16 protein-coding genes and 1 other RNA gene are annotated in these 15975 nt (G+C 63.0%); 13 read left to right on the top strand and 4 right to left on the bottom strand.

The annotated features are described in order from the left end of the window. Nucleotides 1–47: 47 nt before the first annotated feature. The 4 genes from ACK8OE_RS02895 to rnpB all read left to right on the top strand — a co-directional run bounded on the left by ACK8OE_RS02895 (nt 48) and on the right by rnpB (nt 2072). The gene (locus tag ACK8OE_RS02895; RefSeq protein WP_126421017.1) at nt 48–293 is read left to right on the top strand and encodes a hypothetical protein; all 246 of its coding nucleotides are present in this window, start codon (nt 48–50) and stop codon (nt 291–293) included. Between the two features lie 81 nt (nt 294–374). After that, a complete protein-coding gene (locus ACK8OE_RS02890; RefSeq protein WP_410271292.1) occupies nt 375–1112 on the top strand; it encodes an N-acetylmuramoyl-L-alanine amidase in 738 nt (245 codons plus the stop codon). A gap of 127 nt (nt 1113–1239) precedes the next feature. Further along, nucleotides 1240–1611 carry a hypothetical protein gene (locus ACK8OE_RS02885; RefSeq protein WP_410271291.1) on the top strand — a complete coding sequence of 124 codons (372 nt, stop codon included), beginning with the start codon at nt 1240–1242 and terminating at the stop codon, nt 1609–1611. A 34-nt stretch (nt 1612–1645) separates the two neighbouring features. Further along, nucleotides 1646–2072, top strand: an RNA gene (gene rnpB, locus ACK8OE_RS02880) — RNase P RNA component class A. Between the two features lie 35 nt (nt 2073–2107). Here rnpB and ACK8OE_RS02875 read toward each other — a convergent pair. Beyond that, the gene (locus ACK8OE_RS02875) at nt 2108–2398 is read right to left on the bottom strand and encodes a putative quinol monooxygenase (protein ID WP_410271290.1); all 291 of its coding nucleotides are present in this window, start codon (nt 2396–2398) and stop codon (nt 2108–2110) included. 397 nt (nt 2399–2795) lie between these two features. Between ACK8OE_RS02875 and ACK8OE_RS02870 the strand changes: the two genes are divergently transcribed. From ACK8OE_RS02870 to murD, 8 genes are all read left to right on the top strand, one after another. Beyond that, nucleotides 2796–3248 carry a division/cell wall cluster transcriptional repressor MraZ gene (locus ACK8OE_RS02870; RefSeq protein WP_126421005.1) on the top strand — a complete coding sequence of 151 codons (453 nt, stop codon included), beginning with the start codon at nt 2796–2798 and terminating at the stop codon, nt 3246–3248. Continuing rightward, the gene (rsmH, locus tag ACK8OE_RS02865) at nt 3245–4228 is read left to right on the top strand and encodes a 16S rRNA (cytosine(1402)-N(4))-methyltransferase RsmH (protein WP_410271289.1); all 984 of its coding nucleotides are present in this window, start codon (nt 3245–3247) and stop codon (nt 4226–4228) included. The genes ACK8OE_RS02870 and rsmH overlap by 4 nt, the downstream gene beginning before the upstream one ends. After that, entirely contained in the window at nt 4225–4683 is a 459-nt protein-coding gene (locus tag ACK8OE_RS02860; protein WP_410271288.1) for a septum formation inhibitor MinC, read from the top strand. Before rsmH ends, ACK8OE_RS02860 begins: the two co-directional genes overlap by 4 nt. Beyond that, entirely contained in the window at nt 4680–6479 is a 1800-nt protein-coding gene (locus tag ACK8OE_RS02855; RefSeq protein WP_410271287.1) for a peptidoglycan D,D-transpeptidase FtsI family protein, read from the top strand. Before ACK8OE_RS02860 ends, ACK8OE_RS02855 begins: the two co-directional genes overlap by 4 nt. A gap of 47 nt (nt 6480–6526) precedes the next feature. After that, the gene (locus ACK8OE_RS02850; protein ID WP_410271286.1) at nt 6527–7990 is read left to right on the top strand and encodes a UDP-N-acetylmuramoyl-L-alanyl-D-glutamate--2,6-diaminopimelate ligase; all 1464 of its coding nucleotides are present in this window, start codon (nt 6527–6529) and stop codon (nt 7988–7990) included. 35 nt (nt 7991–8025) lie between these two features. Beyond that, nucleotides 8026–9414 (top strand): UDP-N-acetylmuramoyl-tripeptide--D-alanyl-D-alanine ligase, encoded by a 1389-nt coding sequence (gene murF, locus ACK8OE_RS02845; RefSeq protein WP_410271285.1) that lies wholly within the window; start codon nt 8026–8028, stop codon nt 9412–9414. 9 nt (nt 9415–9423) lie between these two features. Beyond that, a complete protein-coding gene (gene mraY / locus ACK8OE_RS02840; RefSeq protein WP_290798980.1) occupies nt 9424–10533 on the top strand; it encodes a phospho-N-acetylmuramoyl-pentapeptide-transferase in 1110 nt (369 codons plus the stop codon). Between the two features lie 175 nt (nt 10534–10708). Further along, nucleotides 10709–12115, top strand: a complete 1407-nt coding sequence (gene murD, locus ACK8OE_RS02835; protein WP_410271284.1) for a UDP-N-acetylmuramoyl-L-alanine--D-glutamate ligase — start codon at nt 10709–10711, stop codon at nt 12113–12115. A gap of 108 nt (nt 12116–12223) precedes the next feature. Here the strand turns inward: murD and ACK8OE_RS02830 are convergent, their stop codons facing one another. Together ACK8OE_RS02830 and ACK8OE_RS02825 are read right to left on the bottom strand one after the other, a co-directional pair. After that, on the bottom strand, nt 12224–12961 hold the full coding sequence (locus ACK8OE_RS02830) for a TorF family putative porin (RefSeq protein ID WP_410271283.1): 738 nt from the start codon (nt 12959–12961) through the stop codon (nt 12224–12226). 46 nt (nt 12962–13007) lie between these two features. Further along, entirely contained in the window at nt 13008–13952 is a 945-nt protein-coding gene (locus ACK8OE_RS02825) for an NAD(P)H-dependent flavin oxidoreductase (RefSeq protein WP_410271282.1), read from the bottom strand. Nucleotides 13953–14142: 190 nt separating this feature from the next. Between ACK8OE_RS02825 and queF the strand changes: the two genes are divergently transcribed. Beyond that, the gene (gene queF, locus ACK8OE_RS02820) at nt 14143–14604 is read left to right on the top strand and encodes a preQ(1) synthase (protein ID WP_013479332.1); all 462 of its coding nucleotides are present in this window, start codon (nt 14143–14145) and stop codon (nt 14602–14604) included. 6 nt (nt 14605–14610) lie between these two features. On the opposite strand, the gene ACK8OE_RS02815 is transcribed toward queF, so the two are convergent. Then, a complete protein-coding gene (locus tag ACK8OE_RS02815) occupies nt 14611–15828 on the bottom strand; it encodes a hypothetical protein (protein ID WP_410271281.1) in 1218 nt (405 codons plus the stop codon). Nucleotides 15829–15975: the final 147 nt, after the last annotated feature.

Raw genomic sequence — 15975 nt, 5'->3', positions numbered from 1 at the left:
GTTTCACGCGCCCCCACCCGTGGGCGCAAGTGCGTCGGAGGAACGCCATGGCCAGACTGAAGCACATTTTCATGATGACCCTGATCGGGCTCATCTCACTTGCCGGCGCTGTGCTGGCGGTGATCTTTACCGGTATCGTCGCGGCGCTGGCCCTGATCGGCGTCGGCCTGATGGCGGTGACGGCGTTTTTCACGCGCAAGCCCGTGCGCGTCACGGTCGATGCCAACAAGCGCAAGCGTGAAGACGGCGTGCTGGACGCGCGCAAGAACGGCTCGACCTGGGAAGTGTACTAGGGCAAGTCTATTGAGCTTTTAAACCTTGAAGGTTTCGTAACCCCGGCCTATCAAGCCGGGGTTTTTGTTGCGGATTTGCCGATGATTTCGCTGCCTTCCCCCAATTTCAATGCGCGCCCGTCCGTGCCCGACATGGTCGTCCTGCACTATACGGGTATGCAGACGGCCAAGGCGGCGCTGGACCGGTTGTGCGACCCGGCGGCGCAGGTGTCGGCCCATTACGTCGTCGATGAAGACGGCACGGTCTATCACCTTGTCGATGAGGAGCGCCGCGCCTGGCACGCCGGGGTCTCGGTGTGGAAGGGCGCGCGCGACATCAATGGCGTGTCGATCGGCATTGAGCTGGTCAATCCCGGCCATGAGTTCGGCTATCGCGACTTTCCGCAGGCGCAGATCGACGCCGTGATCGGGCTGCTCGATGGCATTCGCGGGCGTTGGGATATTCCCGACCATCGCATTCTGGGCCATTCGGACGTCGCCCCGGCGCGCAAGGAAGACCCCGGTGAGCGCTTCCCGTGGCAGGCTCTGGCCGAGGCGGGGCACGGGCTGTGGGTCGATCCGCCGCTGCCGCCGGAGGGCGTGATGGGGCCACCGCTGGATATTGGCGACACCGGGCCGGGCGTGTTTGCGCTTCAGGGGGCGCTGGGCAAGCTGGGCTACGACCTCCTGCCGGGCGGGCCCTATGACGCGGAAACGAAAGCCATCGTCACTGCTTTTCAGCGCCACTGGGTACAGACGCGCATCGACGGCAAGGCCGATGACCTGACGCGGGTGCGCCTGATGGCGCTGTTGCGGCATATCACGCTTCTGGAGGTCTGAGGATGAACAACGCGGTATTTATAGCTCTGTTTTCCGTGTTTTGCGGGGTGTTCACCATCTTCATTTCCGTCTATGCGGCGAAGAAAAAGGGCAAAAACAGCGACAAACCTAAGGACGGGGATCAGGCATGACGTATCAGCGCTGGGACTATGTGTTTTTGCTGATGTCGGGCCTGTGGGGTCTGATCGGCGTCATGCTGCTGGCGGCGGGCAGCCATGCCGATCCGCGCCTGACCTCGGCCGGCATGTTCCTGCTGTTCCACGCGGCGACGGCCATCGGTCTGGTCCATTCGGGCTTTATGGGGCCACGGATGCGGCTCAACGTCCTGCTGCTGCTGATGGTCGGCAGCGGGGTGTTTGCCGCCGATATCTGTTCGCGCGTCATGCGGGGGCAGGGGCTTCTGCCCAATCTGGCCCCCACCGGCGGCGTGCTGGTCATGCTGGGCTGGGCCGGGGTGGCTTTGGCTTCGGCTTTGAAGCTGACCGCGAAGAAAGCTTGATTTGGGCATCGCTTTCCCGCACAAGGCGCGTGGATCAGATGACCGGGCGATCGCAGGAGCGGAGAGCCTCATCCCCAAAAGTGCTTTGCGGTTTTGGGATAGAGATGAGGCGACCTTATCTTGAGGAAAGTCCGGGCTTCACGGTAATAGGGCGGCGGGTAACGCCCGCCAAGGGTGACCTTAGGGATAGCGCCACAGAAAACAGACCGCCCGGCGTCAGCCGGGTAAGGGTGAAACGGTGCGGTAAGAGCGCACCGCGCGACCGGCAACGGAAGCGGCACGGCAAGCCCCGCCCGAAGCAAAACCGAATAGGAACGGCGCGTCGGTTCTCCGACAGGGTATTACCGCCCCAGCACGTTCGGGTTGGTTGCATGAGCGCCGGAGCAATCCGTCGCCAAGATGAATGATCGCCAGAGGGCGCAAGCCCCGAACAGAACCCGGCTTACAGGTCATCTGATCCATATTCCCCCCGCTCCTCTTTAAGGGGGTGGACGATCTAAATCCCATACCCGCCCACCGGTTCCGTCACGATATGCTCACCAAACGCTGCGATCAACGGCATAGCCTGCCGGATGGTTTCGGCCACGGCGGGGATGTGCAGTGAGGCCTTGTGGCTGTCGGCGGAGTCCCACACCTCGGTGATCCACAGCTTGTCGGCATCCTGTGGGTCCCTGGCCACCACGTAGCTCAGGCAGCCGGGCATGTCGCCGACGCTGGCGGTCATCAGCGCGATCAGGTCGTCGCGCTTACCGGGGTGGGCTGAGAAGCTGCCGATCAATCCGTACATCTGTGTCTCCTTATGTGTCGCATCCTGCCCTTTCCGGGTGACAAAACCTGTCAGCAGGCTGTGGAACCGCCCCTTGTGGACAAGCGCCGTTGCACACAGGCTTATGCACAGGCGCTGTTAATCTTTGTGCATGGCGTGAGTTCAGGATTTGTAAAGGCTTTCGCAACCCTTTATTCAGCTTGTTTGCAAAACTGTTAACAGGTTCTCTTTCCGTTCCATCCCCTTGTCCCTGTTCGATAAATTCTGTGTCGAAAGGCATAAAGTGTCAGTCAGAGTCATTGCGTCCCACTTCATCCCATGTTAACCCTAATTCGGGTCGGCGAAGCAGGGCTTTTATCGCCGTCCGGGCATGGACCATTCGGAATGAGGGAGCGGGCATTGGCCCGGACGCGCAGGGGTGTTTCTCTCCACGCACGAGAAGCAACTGGATGCGAAGCGGAGACTGCTGGTCCCGCAGGACTTCCGTGCGGCTGCGCTGGTGCCCTTTGATGGTATGGACGGCTTTGACGGCCTCTATGCCTTTGCCCTTAAATCGCTTGGCTGCGTTGAATGCGGCGGGGCGCAATTTTTCAGCCATTACAAAAAGATCGTCGATGCACAGCCCTTCGGCTCGGCGCCGCGCCGCATCCTTGAAGCGCGCATCTTTGGCGATATGGCCAGGCTCAATTTCGACACAGCGGGGCGCATGACCCTGCCGGACGCCCTGTGCGAGCAGTTCGGCCTGAAAGACGCCGTGCTGCTGGTCGGCCTCTATGACCGCTTTCAAATCTGGAACCCTGACGCCTATGCCGCGCATCTGGCGACACAGGAGGCCGAACTGTCCGGCGTGCTGACGGAGCTGGGCTTATGAGCGAAGCGCCGCACATCTCCGTCCTGCTGAATGAGGTGATCGCCGCCGTCGCGCCTGAGTCGGGCCGCGTGGTGGTCGATGGCACCTTTGGGGCTGGCGGTTATACGCGCGCTTTTCTGTCGCGCGGGGCGGAGGTCATCGCCTTTGACCGTGACGCGCGCGTTCAGCCGTTTGTCGAGACGGTGCGCGGCGATTTTGGTGACCGCTTCCGCTTCGTCAATCGCCCCTTTTCGGAAATGGCCGAAGGTCTGGCCGCGCTGGGTGTCGATCAGGTCGATGCCATTGTGCTCGATATCGGTGTCTCCTCCATGCAGCTCGATGAGGCCGATCGCGGCTTCTCCTTCATGCGTGACGGGCCGCTGGATATGCGCATGGCCGTTGAGGGTCTGAGCGCGGCGGATATTGTCAATGAGTGGGCCGAAGCCGACATCGCCCATATTATCTGGCTTTACGGTGAGGAGCACAGATCGCGCGCCATCGCCGCTGCCATCGTCAAGCGCCGTACGGAAATCCCGTTTGAGCGCACGCTCGATCTGGCCGCCGTGGTCGAAAAGGCCGTCGGTGGGCGTCGCGGCGACAAGGTGCATCCGGCGACCAAAACGTTTCAGGCCCTGCGCATCGCCGTCAATGACGAACTGGGTGAGCTGGAAAGCGCGCTGGAGGCATCTGAGCGCCTGTTGAAGCCCGAAGGCGTGCTGGCCGTCGTCACCTTCCACTCGCTCGAAGACCGCATGGTCAAGTCCTTCCTGGCCGAGCGCGCCGGGCGCACGCCGTCGGGCTCGCGCCACGCACCGCAAGTCCAGACCGGACCCGCGCCGACCTATCGCCTCGATTCGACCAAGGCGATCGCCCCGTCCGAGGCCGAGCTGAGCGTCAATCCGCGCGCCCGTTCGGCCAAGCTGCGCGCAGCCCGTCGTACCGGTCACCCGCCTTTTGATGTCGCCCGTAGCGCGTCCCCTTCCCGGAGAGCCGTCAGATGAAAGCCCTGATGAGTCTGTTCGACCGTCGTATCCGCGGTGTCCGCCTGATCGAAGCCATCGGTCTGGTGCTGGCCCTGATCATGATCTTCTGGGTCTGTCTGTCCAAGGTCAAGGAGGGGCAGGAGGTCGCCCGCCTCAATGCGCTCAATGCCCAGATCGCCGAGGAGCAGGCCGCCATCAAGGCGCTCAAGGTCAAGGTGGCCAATCTGGAGCAGCCGGCGCGTATCGAGGCGCTGGCGCGGCAGTATCTGGGGATGGAGCCCTTGTCGCCCAAGCGTGAGGCGGGTCTCGACAATCTGGTGGAAATCTCGCGCTCGGTGGCGCGTCCGGAAATCCATGCGGCCCCGCCGGTGACCACAGTCACCGCCAAGCCCCCGGCCATGACCGAAGAAGAAAGCGCGCCCATCGCTGCGCCTGCGCCGACTGCGCCCGCGACCGGGGAGGCTGCGCGATGAGATACGGACACCGCCTGTCGTTTATTGACTCGACCGCCTCCGGCTTTCAGTGGGTGGCCGACCGTATGTGGAAAGTCGAGCACGCGTTTGAGCGCGCCAATGCGGTCGCCTCGGACCGGCTGGCCAGCGCGCGCATGCGTATCTTCTTCATTCTGGTGGCGATGGGCGTCATCTATATGGTGCTGTCGGGGTTTGCGGTGAAGGCCGCCCTGTCGGGGGGGAATGGCGGTGTGGACTATAGCCTGCCCGCCGATGCGCGCGCCGATATTGTCGATCGCAATGGCGCGCTGCTGGCTACCGATGTCTTCAACTACGACCTGTTCCTCGATCCGGCCGACATCATGGCGGCGGACCGCCCGCTGGTGAAGCGCGCCCTGATCCAGCTCCTGCCCGATGTGCCGCGCGATCAGCTCGATTCGGCCCTGTCGGGGGACAAGCGTCTGATGGTCATGCCGTGGCTGAGCGCGGCGGACAAGGCGCGCATCCTCAGCTACGGCCTGCCCGGTGTGGGGTTTGAACCGCGCCGCCTGCGCGGCTATCCGCTGGGCACGGCCGGGGCCTTCTATATCGGCATGACGGAAAAGGCGGGTAAGGGCCTCGCCGGGGCCGAACGCGCCTTTCAGGATCAGATCGCCCGTTCCAACACGCCTTTCCCGCTGGCCATGGACCTGAGGGTGCAGGGCGCGCTGGAAAACGAGGTGCGTAATGTGGCGATGGCCCAAAGCGCCAAGGGGGCCATTGGCCTGGTCACCAATGTACGCACGGGCGAGGTCATCGCCATGTCAAGCTGGCCGGAATTCGACCCCAATCAGGCCGGCCGTTTTCCGGACAATAACAAGCTGAACCGCGTCACCAATTCGGTGTTCGAGGTGGGCTCGGTGTTCAAGGTGCTGTCGGTGGCCATCGGTCTGGAATCGGGGACGGCTTCGCTCAACACCACCTATGACGCGCGCACCCCCTATCAATTGGGCAAGCGCAAGATTTCGGACTACCACGCCGAAAACCGCATCATGACGCTGGAAGATGTCTTCCTCGTCTCGTCGAACATCGGGACGACCCTGATGGCCGAAAGCGTCGGCATCGACACCATGACCAAGTTCTACAACGCGCTGGGCCTGTTCCGCGCCGCCGATATCGAGTTGGCCGAAACGGCCTCGCCGCTGCTGCCCAAAAAGTGGTCGAAGGATTCGCTCGCCTCGTCCTCCTTCGGGCACGGCATGTCGATTTCGCCGCTGTCCTACGCGCAGGCCGCCGCGGCGACCATGAACGGCGGCTATCTGCGGCCCCTGACGCTGCGCAAATACGACCCGGCGCAGCCGCTGAAAGGCGAGCGCGTGTTTTCGGCCAATACCTCGCGTCAGATGCTCGACCTGATGCGCGTCAACGTCCTCAAAGGCACAGGGGGCAAGGCCAATGTGCCGGGCCTGCGCGTCGGCGGCAAGACCGGTTCGGCGGAAAAGGTCATTGGCGGACGCTATGACCGCACCAAGCTTCTGTCCTCCTTCGTCGCCGTCTTCCCCACCGACGGCAATGTCGAGGATGACCGCTATATGGTGATGATCATGGTCGATGAGCCTACCGGCAACAAAGACACCTTCGGTCTGCGTACCGGCGGCTGGGTGTCCGCGCCGGTGGCCGGTCGCGTCATCGACCGCATCGCGCCCTTCCTCAATGTGACGCGCAAGGATGACAAGTTCGCCGACTCGGAGTGGGTTAAGGCGCAGGTGATGAAGGAAGAACAGACCGGCGGGGCGACGGTGACGGAAGCGGCCGTCCCGGCGGCGGCAGGTCATTAAACCCGCAAGGTACGAATGTGTGCGCGTATGAACAAGGGAACTGAACCATGAGCGGGCGTCGCCTGTCGGACATATTGAGGCGCGATCTGGACGTCGATCCGGTCGTGACCGGCGTGACCGCCGACAGCCGCAAGGTCGGACCGGGGACGCTGTTCTGCGCCCTGCCGGGCACGGCGCGCGACGGCCGTGAATTCATCCCTCAGGCCCTGTCGCAGGGGGCCGCCGCCGTTCTGGCCCCCGAAGATACGCCCGCGACCGCCTCCAACATCCTCACCGCCTACGATGTGCGCCGCGCCTATGCCCTGGCGGCCAAGGCCTTTTACGGCGCGCAGCCCAAGACCTGCGTGGCCATCACCGGCACCAATGGCAAGACCTCGGTCGCCACCTTCTGCCGTCAGATGTTTGCCCATATGGGCTACCATTCGGCCAGCGTCGGGACGCTGGGCATCGTCACCCAGAACGGCGCGGCGGAGCACGCCCTTACGCCGCCGGGCCTGACCACGCCGGACGCCGCCGACATTGCCGAGCATCTGGCCGCCCTGGCGCGCGACGGCGTCACGCATCTGGCGCTCGAAGCCTCCTCGCACGGCATTGATCAGCGTCGCCTCGATGGCGTCACCCTGACGGCGGCGGGCTTCACCAACCTGACGCAGGACCATCTCGACTATCACGCCACGATGGAGGCCTATCGCGCCGCCAAGCTGCGCCTGTTCGAGCAACTTCTGCCGCGCGGCCGCACGGCGGTGCTCAATGCCGATTCCGACGCCTATAACGCCTTTGCCGCCTCGGCCATCACCGCCGGGGCGTCGCTCCTCAGCGTCGGCGAGCGCGGGCAGCACCTGACCCTGACCCACCGTGACCTGACCGTCGATGGGCAGATCCTGTACCTTGAGCATCAGGGTCGAAAGTTTGAGGTCAAGCTGAAACTGGCCGGCCTGTTTCAGGCGTCGAACGCGCTGGTGGCGGCGGGCCTGTGTCTGGCCGCCGGTCAGAAGGTGGAGCCGGTGCTGGAGGCCCTGTCGCACCTGAGCGGGGCGCGCGGGCGTCTGGAGCGCGTCGGTTCGACCGGCAACGGCGCCGAAATCTATGTCGATTACGCCCATACGCCGGACGGGTTGGAGACGGTGCTGAAGGCGCTGCGCCCGCACACGCAGGGGCGTCTGGTCTGCGTCTTCGGCTGCGGCGGTGACCGCGATCGCGGCAAGCGTCCGCAGATGGGGGCCATTGCCGAGCGTCTGGCGGATCGCGTTATCGTTACTGACGACAATCCGCGCTCCGAAGAACCGGCGTCCATCCGCGCCGAGATCATGGCCGGTCTGGCCGGCACGCAGTCGTCTAACGTGCTTGAGATCGGCGACCGCCGTCAGGCCATTTTCGAAGCCGTGGCCAGCCTGAAAACCGGCGATGTGCTGGTCGTGGCGGGCAAGGGCCACGAACAGGGGCAAATCGTCGCCGGAAAGGTCTTGCCTTTCGACGACGCCGGTGTAGTGCTCGAAGCCTTGAACGCATAAACCCCCTCTCCCTCAAGGGAGGCGGAGGAGTAAAGATGACACCTCTCTGGACCGGAACCGAACTGCTCAAGGCCACAGGCGGCACCTTCGCGGGCCTGAGCGGCGACGCCAGCGCTATTTGCGCCACCGGCATCACCTTCGACAGCCGTCAGGTGCAGCCGGGCGATATCTTTCTGGCCTTGTCCGGCATGCGCGACGGGCACGACTTCGTGGCGCAGGCCTTTGCGCAGGGGGCGGTGTGTGCGATCACGCGCAAACCGGTCGAAGGCGGGCCCTGCCTGATGGTGCCGGACGTGCTTAAGGCGCTGGAAAAGCTGGGGGCCTATGCCCGCGACCGCGCTCCGGCCCTGAGAGGGGCGGTGACCGGCAGCGTGGGCAAAACCTCGGTGACGCAGATGGTCATGGCGGCCCTGAGCCGAGCCGGGCGCGCCCATTCGGCGGTCAAAAGCTTCAACAACCATATCGGCGTGCCGCTGACTCTGGCGCGGATGCCGGCGGATACCGAACGCGCTGTGTTTGAAATCGGCATGAACCACGCCGATGAGATCACGCCCCTGTCCGAGCTGGTCGAACCCGATGCGGTGATCATCACCACGGTCGGTGCCGTGCACACCGAAAACTTCCCCGGTGGCGAAGAAGGGGTGATGAAGGCCAAGGCCGAGATTTTCGACGGCCTCAAATACGGCGGGCTGGCGATCCTCAATGCCGATAACCACTGGTTTGCCGAACTGAACGAACGGGCCAGCGAAATGGGCGCCAGGGTGCAGCGCTTCGGCGAGGCCGAGGGCGCAGACGCGCGCCTGATCAGCCATGAGGTGGTCGATGGCCACGCTCAGGTCACCGCCACCCTGCATGGGCGCGATATCGCCTTTACGCTGGCCCACACGGGCAAGCATCAGGCGCTCAACGCCCTGTCGGTGCTGCTGATGTGCGAGGCTTTGAAGGTCGAGACGGCGACGACGCTCGCCGCCCTGTCGGCCTTTGAGGCGCTGGACGGCCGCGGGGCCGAGCACCAGATCGCGGTGGCGGGCGGTCAGGTGACGCTCATCGACGAAAGCTATAACGCCAACCCGATCTCGATGGTGGCGACGCTCAACGCCTTAGCGGCGCGTCGGCTGGCGACCGGCGGGCGGCGCATCGCGGTGATGACCGACATGCTGGAGCTGGGCCCTGATGAGGCCGAACGTCACGCGGCTTTGGCCCCGGCCCTGACGGCGGCGGGTGTCGATCAGGTGTTTGCCGCCGGACCGCTGATGCGCGCCCTGTGGGACGTCTTGCCAGAGGCGCAGCGCGGGGCCTATGCGGCCACGGCAGCGGAACTGCTGGAACCGCTGAAATCAGCCTTGCGTCCGAACGACATTGTTATGATAAAGGGCTCCAACGGATCGAAGGCGGGCCTGATTGCCAAGAGCCTTCTGATTTAGGGACACTGTATGTTTTATTTTCTGTACGAGCATTTCGCGGCGCTTGACCACTGGCCGCTGCTCAACCTCCTGAAATATCAGACCGTGCGCGTCGGCCTGGCCATCATCACCTCCTATCTGGTGGCGGTGGGTCTCGGCTCGCGCTTTATCCGCTGGATGCGCGCCAAGCAGGGCAAAGGGCAGCCGATCCGCGAAGACGGCCCGCAGTCGCACCTTCTGACCAAGAAGGGCACGCCGACCATGGGCGGGCTGATGATTCTGGCCGGTATTCTGGTGGCGACGCTTCTGTGGGCCGACCTGCGCAGCGTCACCGTGTGGCTGGTGCTGGGCGTTACCATGATCTATGGTCTGCTGGGCTTTATGGACGACTATGCCAAGGTGACCAAGCAGACTTCGGCCGGACTGTCGGGGTCGCAGAAGCTGATTGCACAGTTCATCGTGGCAGGCATTGCCGCAGCGCTTCTGGTCTATTTCGGGCCTCAGTCGCCGACCTCGTCCGGGCTTTCGACCTCTCTGGCCGTGCCGATCTTCAAGAACGTGCTGTTCAATCTCGGCTATTTCTACATCGTCTTTGCCGCCGTGGTCATTGTGGGGGCATCGAACGCCGTCAACCTGACCGACGGGCTGGACGGGCTGGCCATCGTGCCGGTGATGATCGCCGCAGGGACGTTCGGCATCATCTCCTACGCCGTTGGCAACTACGTCTTCGCCAACTACCTCAATGTCCACTTTGTGCCCGGATCGGGTGAGGTGGCGGTGTTCCTGGCGGCGGTTATCGGCGGCGGCATGGGATTCCTCTGGTACAATGCCCCGCCGGCCAAGATCTTCATGGGCGACACCGGTTCGCTGGCTTTGGGAGGCGGTCTCGGCATGACGGCTGTGGCCATCAAGCATGAGATCGTGCTGGCCATTGTCGGCGGGCTGTTCGTGGTCGAAGCCCTGTCGGTGATGATCCAGATTGGCTATTTCAAGCTGACCGGTAAGCGGGTCTTCCTGATGGCGCCGATCCACCACCATTTTGAAAAGAAGGGCTGGGCGGAATCGACGGTCGTCATCCGCTTCTGGATCGTCGCCGGGATTTTGGCCATGGTCGGTCTGGCCACGTTGAAGCTGAGATAAAAGTGTAGCCACCCCACCCCCATTGGCTCCGCCAATGGTCCCCCTCCCCGCCGGCGGGGAGGTGTAATCTATACCTATACCTCCCTGCACAAGGTGCGGGGAGGGGGACCACACGAAGGGCGAAGCCCTGAGATGTGAGGGTGGGGTGCGTTTCAAGAGTTATGGAGAGACCCCTTTGATCCCGGTAAAAAGCTTCGCTGGCAAGCGTGTCGCCATCTTCGGTCTGGGGCGGTCCGGCCTGTCGGCGGCGCGCGCGCTGAAGGCCGGCGGGGCCGAGCCGCTTCTGTGGGACGACAAGCCGCAGTCGATGCTCAGCGCCTCGAAGGAAGGCTTCACCATCGAAAACCTCAAGGTCGCCGACTGGTCGGAAATCGACGCCCTGATGCTATCGCCGGGCGTGCCGCTGACGCATCCGGAGCCGCACTGGACCGTCAAGGCGGCGCAAGCTGCCCATGTCCCGGTCATCGGCGATATCGAGCTGTTTGCGCGCACGCTGAACGCCCTGCCGGAAAAACAGCGCCCTAAGACCGTGGCCATCACCGGCACCAACGGCAAATCGACGACGACGGCCCTGATCGGCCATATCCTCAAGGCCGCCGGGCGCGACGCCCATATCGGCGGCAATATCGGCATCGGCGTGCTCGATCTGCCGGAAATGCACGCCGGGACCATCTACGTCATCGAAACCTCCTCCTACCAGCTCGACCTGACCCAGACCTTCCGCCCGGACGTGGCGGTGCTGATGAACTTTTCGCCTGACCACCTCGACCGGCATGGCGATATGGAGGGCTATATCAAGGCCAAGAAGCGCATCTTCCTGAACCAGACAGCGCATCAGACGGCGGTGATCGGCACGGACGATGAGTGGTCGCAGGCCGTGGTGACGGAAATGACCGCGCACCATTCGGTCAACCTCATCCCCATTTCGTCGCGGCGCACCCTGGGGCGCGGCGTCTATGCGCTGAACGGCGTCATCTACGACGCCACGACTGACCGCGCGCGTCAGATCATCGACCTCAAAACCGTGCGTACCCTGACCGGCCGCCACAACTGGCAAAACGCCTGTGCCGCCTATTCGGCCTGCCGGGCGCTGGGCCTGACGGTCGAAGCGATCGTGGCGGGCATCCGCTCCTTCCCCGGCCTCGACCACCGGATGCAGGAGATCGGGCGCATCAAGAATGTGCGATTTATCAACGACTCGAAGGCCACCAATGCCGATGCGGCGCGTCAGGCCCTATCGAGCTATGACGGCTTCTACTGGATCGCCGGCGGCCGCGCCAAGGCGGGCGGCATTGAGGAGCTGAAAGACCTCTTCCCCCGCGTGAAGCACGCCTATCTGATCGGCGAGGCGGCGGAGCTGTTTGAAAAGACCATCGGCACGGCCGCCCCCTGTACCCAGTCGCGCCTGCTGTTCACCGCCGTGGCGCAGGCCTTTGCGGCGGCGGAAAAGTCCGGCAAGGAAGAGGTGGTGCTGCTGTCCCCGGCCTGCGCCTCTCAGGACCAGTTCACCGACTTCGAAGCCCGCGGCGATGCGTTCAAAGAGGCCGTCGCCGACATCCAGCGCAGCCTGGCCTCGGCTTAAAACGGTCGCGGCTAAGGCCACAGGCTTTGTGGCTATGCCGTACGTCCCTACCGTCTGCTCGCAGGCTCGCAGCCACCTCCCCATGCCTTCGGCACAGGGAGGAGGGAGTCAAAACCGGCGTTGCAAGGCCAGCACGAAGCGGTCACCGTGCGCCTTTGAGTATTCATGGCGGTTGGTGTCGTAATAACGCAGGTCCAGCGAGGTCTTGGCATTCAGCGCCAGCGTTGCCCCGGCATTCCACGCCGTGTAGTTGCGTTTGGGCTCGGTGCGCCGCTCGCCGAGGCCGCCTGACACGCTCCAGCGATCGGACAGTTTCTGCGCCGCCCCTAGTTCATAATAAAGGGCCTCTTGGGTCGAACCCGATGAGTCCGGCGACCAGATGGTCAGGGCCTTTAGCGTCGTGCGCCCGAAGGTGCGGCTGGCCTCGCTCTGCCACTCGACGAAGTGCGTGTCGCTGCCCGGCCGCGCACCGCCATTGACCTTATAGATGATCTGGCTGTTGAGGTGGATGTCAGGACCGACTGCCCAGCGGCCACCGACGGCCAGCGCGCTCTGCGTATCGCCCCCGTCCGAACCCCGCACGGTCTTCAGGCGCGCCGACACATAGGCCCAGTCGCGCGAAGCGGTCACCGCCGCCGACACCTGCCCGTTGCCTTGCGTTTCGGAAATGCCCTTGCTGGCCGAGTCCGTGGACAGGCTCAACTGGCCGCCCAGCTTCCAGCCTTCGAGCGCCTCGGTCCAGTCGTCGCTCCAGTCGGCAAAGCCCGAGGGGTCGGCCATAGCCGGTGCGGCCACCAGCGCCGAGGCCACAGCCAGCCCGCGCCCAAATTGCAATAAAAGCGTCACAATACTCGCGGTAACGGCGATTTGTGTCGGCAATAAGGCGCGAAACTCAGCCGACCTTCTGCGTAAAATCGGCGCGGGCCGCGTCAAACTCGGTTTTCAGCCGGGCAATCAGTTCAGAGGCGGGCAGGATGTCGCGCACATTGCCGGTGCCTTGCCCCGCCGACCACAGGGTCTTCCACGCCTTGGCCTCGTCGCTCATCTCGTGGTCCATGTCCATCTTCGTGGTCATGTCCTTCAGCATGTCTTTGGTGATGCCGTGGCTTTCCAGCGAGGGCAGCAGGAAGGAGGCGGGGACGCCCGAAATGGCCGGCGTATAGACGATGTCCTTGGCCGACGACTGCGTCAGCATGGTCTTGTAGCCGTCGCTGGCCATGGCCTCGCGCGTGGCGATAAAGCGCGTGCCCATATAGGCGAGGTCGGCCCCCATCATCAGCGCTGCCGCTACGTCCGAGCCGCGCGACAGGCAGCCCGACAGGACGATGGTGCCGCTGTACCACTGACGGATTTCGCCCAGAAGCGCGAAGGGGTTGTAGGTGCCGGCATGGCCGCCTGCGCCGTTGCAGACAAGGATCAGCCCGTCCACACCGGCTTCGGCCGCCTTTTCAGCATGGCGCACGGTGGTGATGTCGTGGAAGACCACGCCGCCATAGGCATGCACCGCATCGACCACGTCACGCACCGCCCCCAGCGAGGTGATGACCAGCGGCACCTTCTTTTCGACCGTCACCCTCATATCGGCCATCAGCCTTGAATTGGTCGGGTGGACGATCATATTGACGCCGAAGCGGGCGTCCTCAGGCGTCAGCGCCCCTTGAATTTCATCGAGCCATTGCGCATAGCCTTCGGTGGTCCGCTGATTGAGCGCCGGAAAGGTGCCGATCATGCCGCTCTGGCACGTCGCAATGACCAGCTCCGGTCCGGAGACCAGGAACATCGGCGCGGCAATGGCGGGGAAGCTGAGGCCCGCTTTCAGGGTATCCGGAATGGCCATGGTCGTTTCTTGTCCTTAAGTAAACTGTTGTATTCGCTTAATTATTATCCATATCAAGCGACATTGCAAATGTTGCCTGAGATTCCATTTGTGAATGTGTCGGCTATCGAGCATAGGAAGATTCACAAGTACGGCATCCGGAGACGTAGTCTCTTCGGATGCCCCATCGCGTAATAAGGAAAGGTCGTTCATGGCGCACTATACCGATAATCTGACGCAACTGGGCCAGCAGTTGGGCGCGCCGACTGACCCGGACAGCGCCGTTTTGGAGCGCGTGCCCAATCCGCACGCCGATATCGACTATGTGGCGCGCTTTACTGCCCCGGAATTCACGTCCCTGTGTCCGGTGACGGGGCAGCCCGATTTCGCGCATCTGGTCATCGACTATGTGCCGGGCGAATGGCTGGTCGAGTCGAAATCGCTGAAACTGTTTCTGACGGCCTTCCGCAATCACGGGGCGTTCCACGAAGACTGCACGATCTATATTGCCAAGCGCCTGCGTGACCTGCTGGCCCCGCGCTGGCTGCGCATCGGCGGCTTCTGGTATCCGCGCGGCGGCATCCCGATTGACGTCTTCTGGCAAACGACCGAACCGCCCAAGGGCGTACTGATCCCCGACTTCGGCGTGGCCACCTATCGCGGCCGGGGCTGATCCGGCTCACGCCATTTTTGACAGATCCGGAAACCATACCGGGTGTAGGTAGTCCTGTTTCAAGCGGGCGATGCATCCGGCATCCAACCCTTTCGGAAACGCATAGAGCGGCGGATACACGTGCGGTTCTGTCGTCACCTCGCCGCATACTGCCATCAGGTCGGCCCAATGACGAACCAGCGGCGGAGCATTGTCACCCTGCGAGATGATGACGGCATCCGCTTTGGGAATAATCGAGTCGATATCGTAGACCAGCGTTGTCCAGGTATAGAGGCTGTCGTCCGACTCGATGGCTTCCAGTTGCCCGATATAGGTTTCGCGCTTTTGTGTCGCGAAGTGCGGCTCAAGCGCCAGACGTACGTCGGCGTAGTCCTGCATGGGCTGACGCAGGGCCAGACGGCGCAGCATCGGAAACGCTCCGTTCGCGGTATCGACGGCGGTGAAAACACCGTCCTTAAGAATCAGAGGGGTGAGGCTGAGCGGGCGCGTGTCTTCGTCGTATAGTTTTTCCGCCAGAGGTCCGATCTGCCGGAGAGCCTCGATGTCCTCGCTACCGGCGACCAGCAACAGATTGCGCAAGACCGGCACGACAACAGGTCGCCCCTTGAGCGGCAGGCTTGAAAAGACGTCGGGCGTAAAAAGAGCAGATGTGTCATAGTCACCGCTGCCGTTACTGACATAAATGCCGGACCCGGTCTTCTCTAACCGGGTGGGTACGCGTTTCAGATGGTCGCGGGCAAGGGGCACCAGATCGTCGAAACTCTGGCCCCATTCGGTCAGCTTTTCGCGTGTGCAGATCGCCATGGCCTTTTCGGAATCTATAATCAGCACGGCCGCCAGATCGGCGATCAGCGGCTTATAAGCTCCCTCCATGTAATCGGGCGGCATTTTGGTGAACAGCCACATATTTTCCACGTAGGTTCGGCTGCGCACACCCAGCATCAGGTTCGCGCGGTCTTGCTCGGCTGTGGTCTGACGGCGACCGTCGAGCGTGACATCAACCAGCCGGTCGATCGCCACCTGTTTCGCCGCCGCACCCTCAGCGCTGAGCCAGTCCGTATAGGTGTTATCCAGATAAAGGATGTGACCTTCGCCCAGTTTCAGCGAAAAGGTGTCCGCCTGATAAATAACGGGCGTCGGCCATCCCTTGTCCTCCAAACGCTTGATCATCAGTCTGGCGAAGTTGGTTTGATCGGCGGTGGCGGCCTGATTGAGCGCGTGCATTTTGCAAGTTCGCCCTTGGTCTAATATAGCGGTGTAAGGAGGATCGGGCAATCGGTAGGTGAGAATCCAGTGAGGTTAACCGGACATGTGATGGCTTAAAAGAGATGCAAACACATGGGGATGCAGGGTTTGTAACCTCCCGCCAGC

It is taken from the genome of Asticcacaulis sp. W401b, assembly GCF_046503825.1.
In the GTDB taxonomy this organism is placed as follows: domain Bacteria; phylum Pseudomonadota; class Alphaproteobacteria; order Caulobacterales; family Caulobacteraceae; genus Asticcacaulis.
This window is presented reverse-complemented; position numbering and strand designations above follow the sequence as displayed.

Coding starts and splice junctions, on each gene's coding strand:
- ACK8OE_RS02895 (WP_126421017.1), top strand. CDS start 48: ATGGCCAGACTGAAGCACATTTTCATGATGACCCTGATCGGGCTCATC.
- ACK8OE_RS02890 (WP_410271292.1), top strand. CDS start 375: ATGATTTCGCTGCCTTCCCCCAATTTCAATGCGCGCCCGTCCGTGCCC.
- ACK8OE_RS02885 (WP_410271291.1), top strand. CDS start 1,240: ATGACGTATCAGCGCTGGGACTATGTGTTTTTGCTGATGTCGGGCCTG.
- ACK8OE_RS02875 (WP_410271290.1), bottom strand. CDS start 2,398: ATGTACGGATTGATCGGCAGCTTCTCAGCCCACCCCGGTAAGCGCGAC.
- rsmH (WP_410271289.1), top strand. CDS start 3,245: ATGAGCGAAGCGCCGCACATCTCCGTCCTGCTGAATGAGGTGATCGCC.
- ACK8OE_RS02860 (WP_410271288.1), top strand. CDS start 4,225: ATGAAAGCCCTGATGAGTCTGTTCGACCGTCGTATCCGCGGTGTCCGC.
- ACK8OE_RS02855 (WP_410271287.1), top strand. CDS start 4,680: ATGAGATACGGACACCGCCTGTCGTTTATTGACTCGACCGCCTCCGGC.
- ACK8OE_RS02850 (WP_410271286.1), top strand. CDS start 6,527: ATGAGCGGGCGTCGCCTGTCGGACATATTGAGGCGCGATCTGGACGTC.
- murF (WP_410271285.1), top strand. CDS start 8,026: ATGACACCTCTCTGGACCGGAACCGAACTGCTCAAGGCCACAGGCGGC.
- mraY (WP_290798980.1), top strand. CDS start 9,424: ATGTTTTATTTTCTGTACGAGCATTTCGCGGCGCTTGACCACTGGCCG.
- ACK8OE_RS02825 (WP_410271282.1), bottom strand. CDS start 13,952: ATGGCCATTCCGGATACCCTGAAAGCGGGCCTCAGCTTCCCCGCCATT.
- queF (WP_013479332.1), top strand. CDS start 14,143: ATGGCGCACTATACCGATAATCTGACGCAACTGGGCCAGCAGTTGGGC.
- ACK8OE_RS02815 (WP_410271281.1), bottom strand. CDS start 15,828: ATGCACGCGCTCAATCAGGCCGCCACCGCCGATCAAACCAACTTCGCC.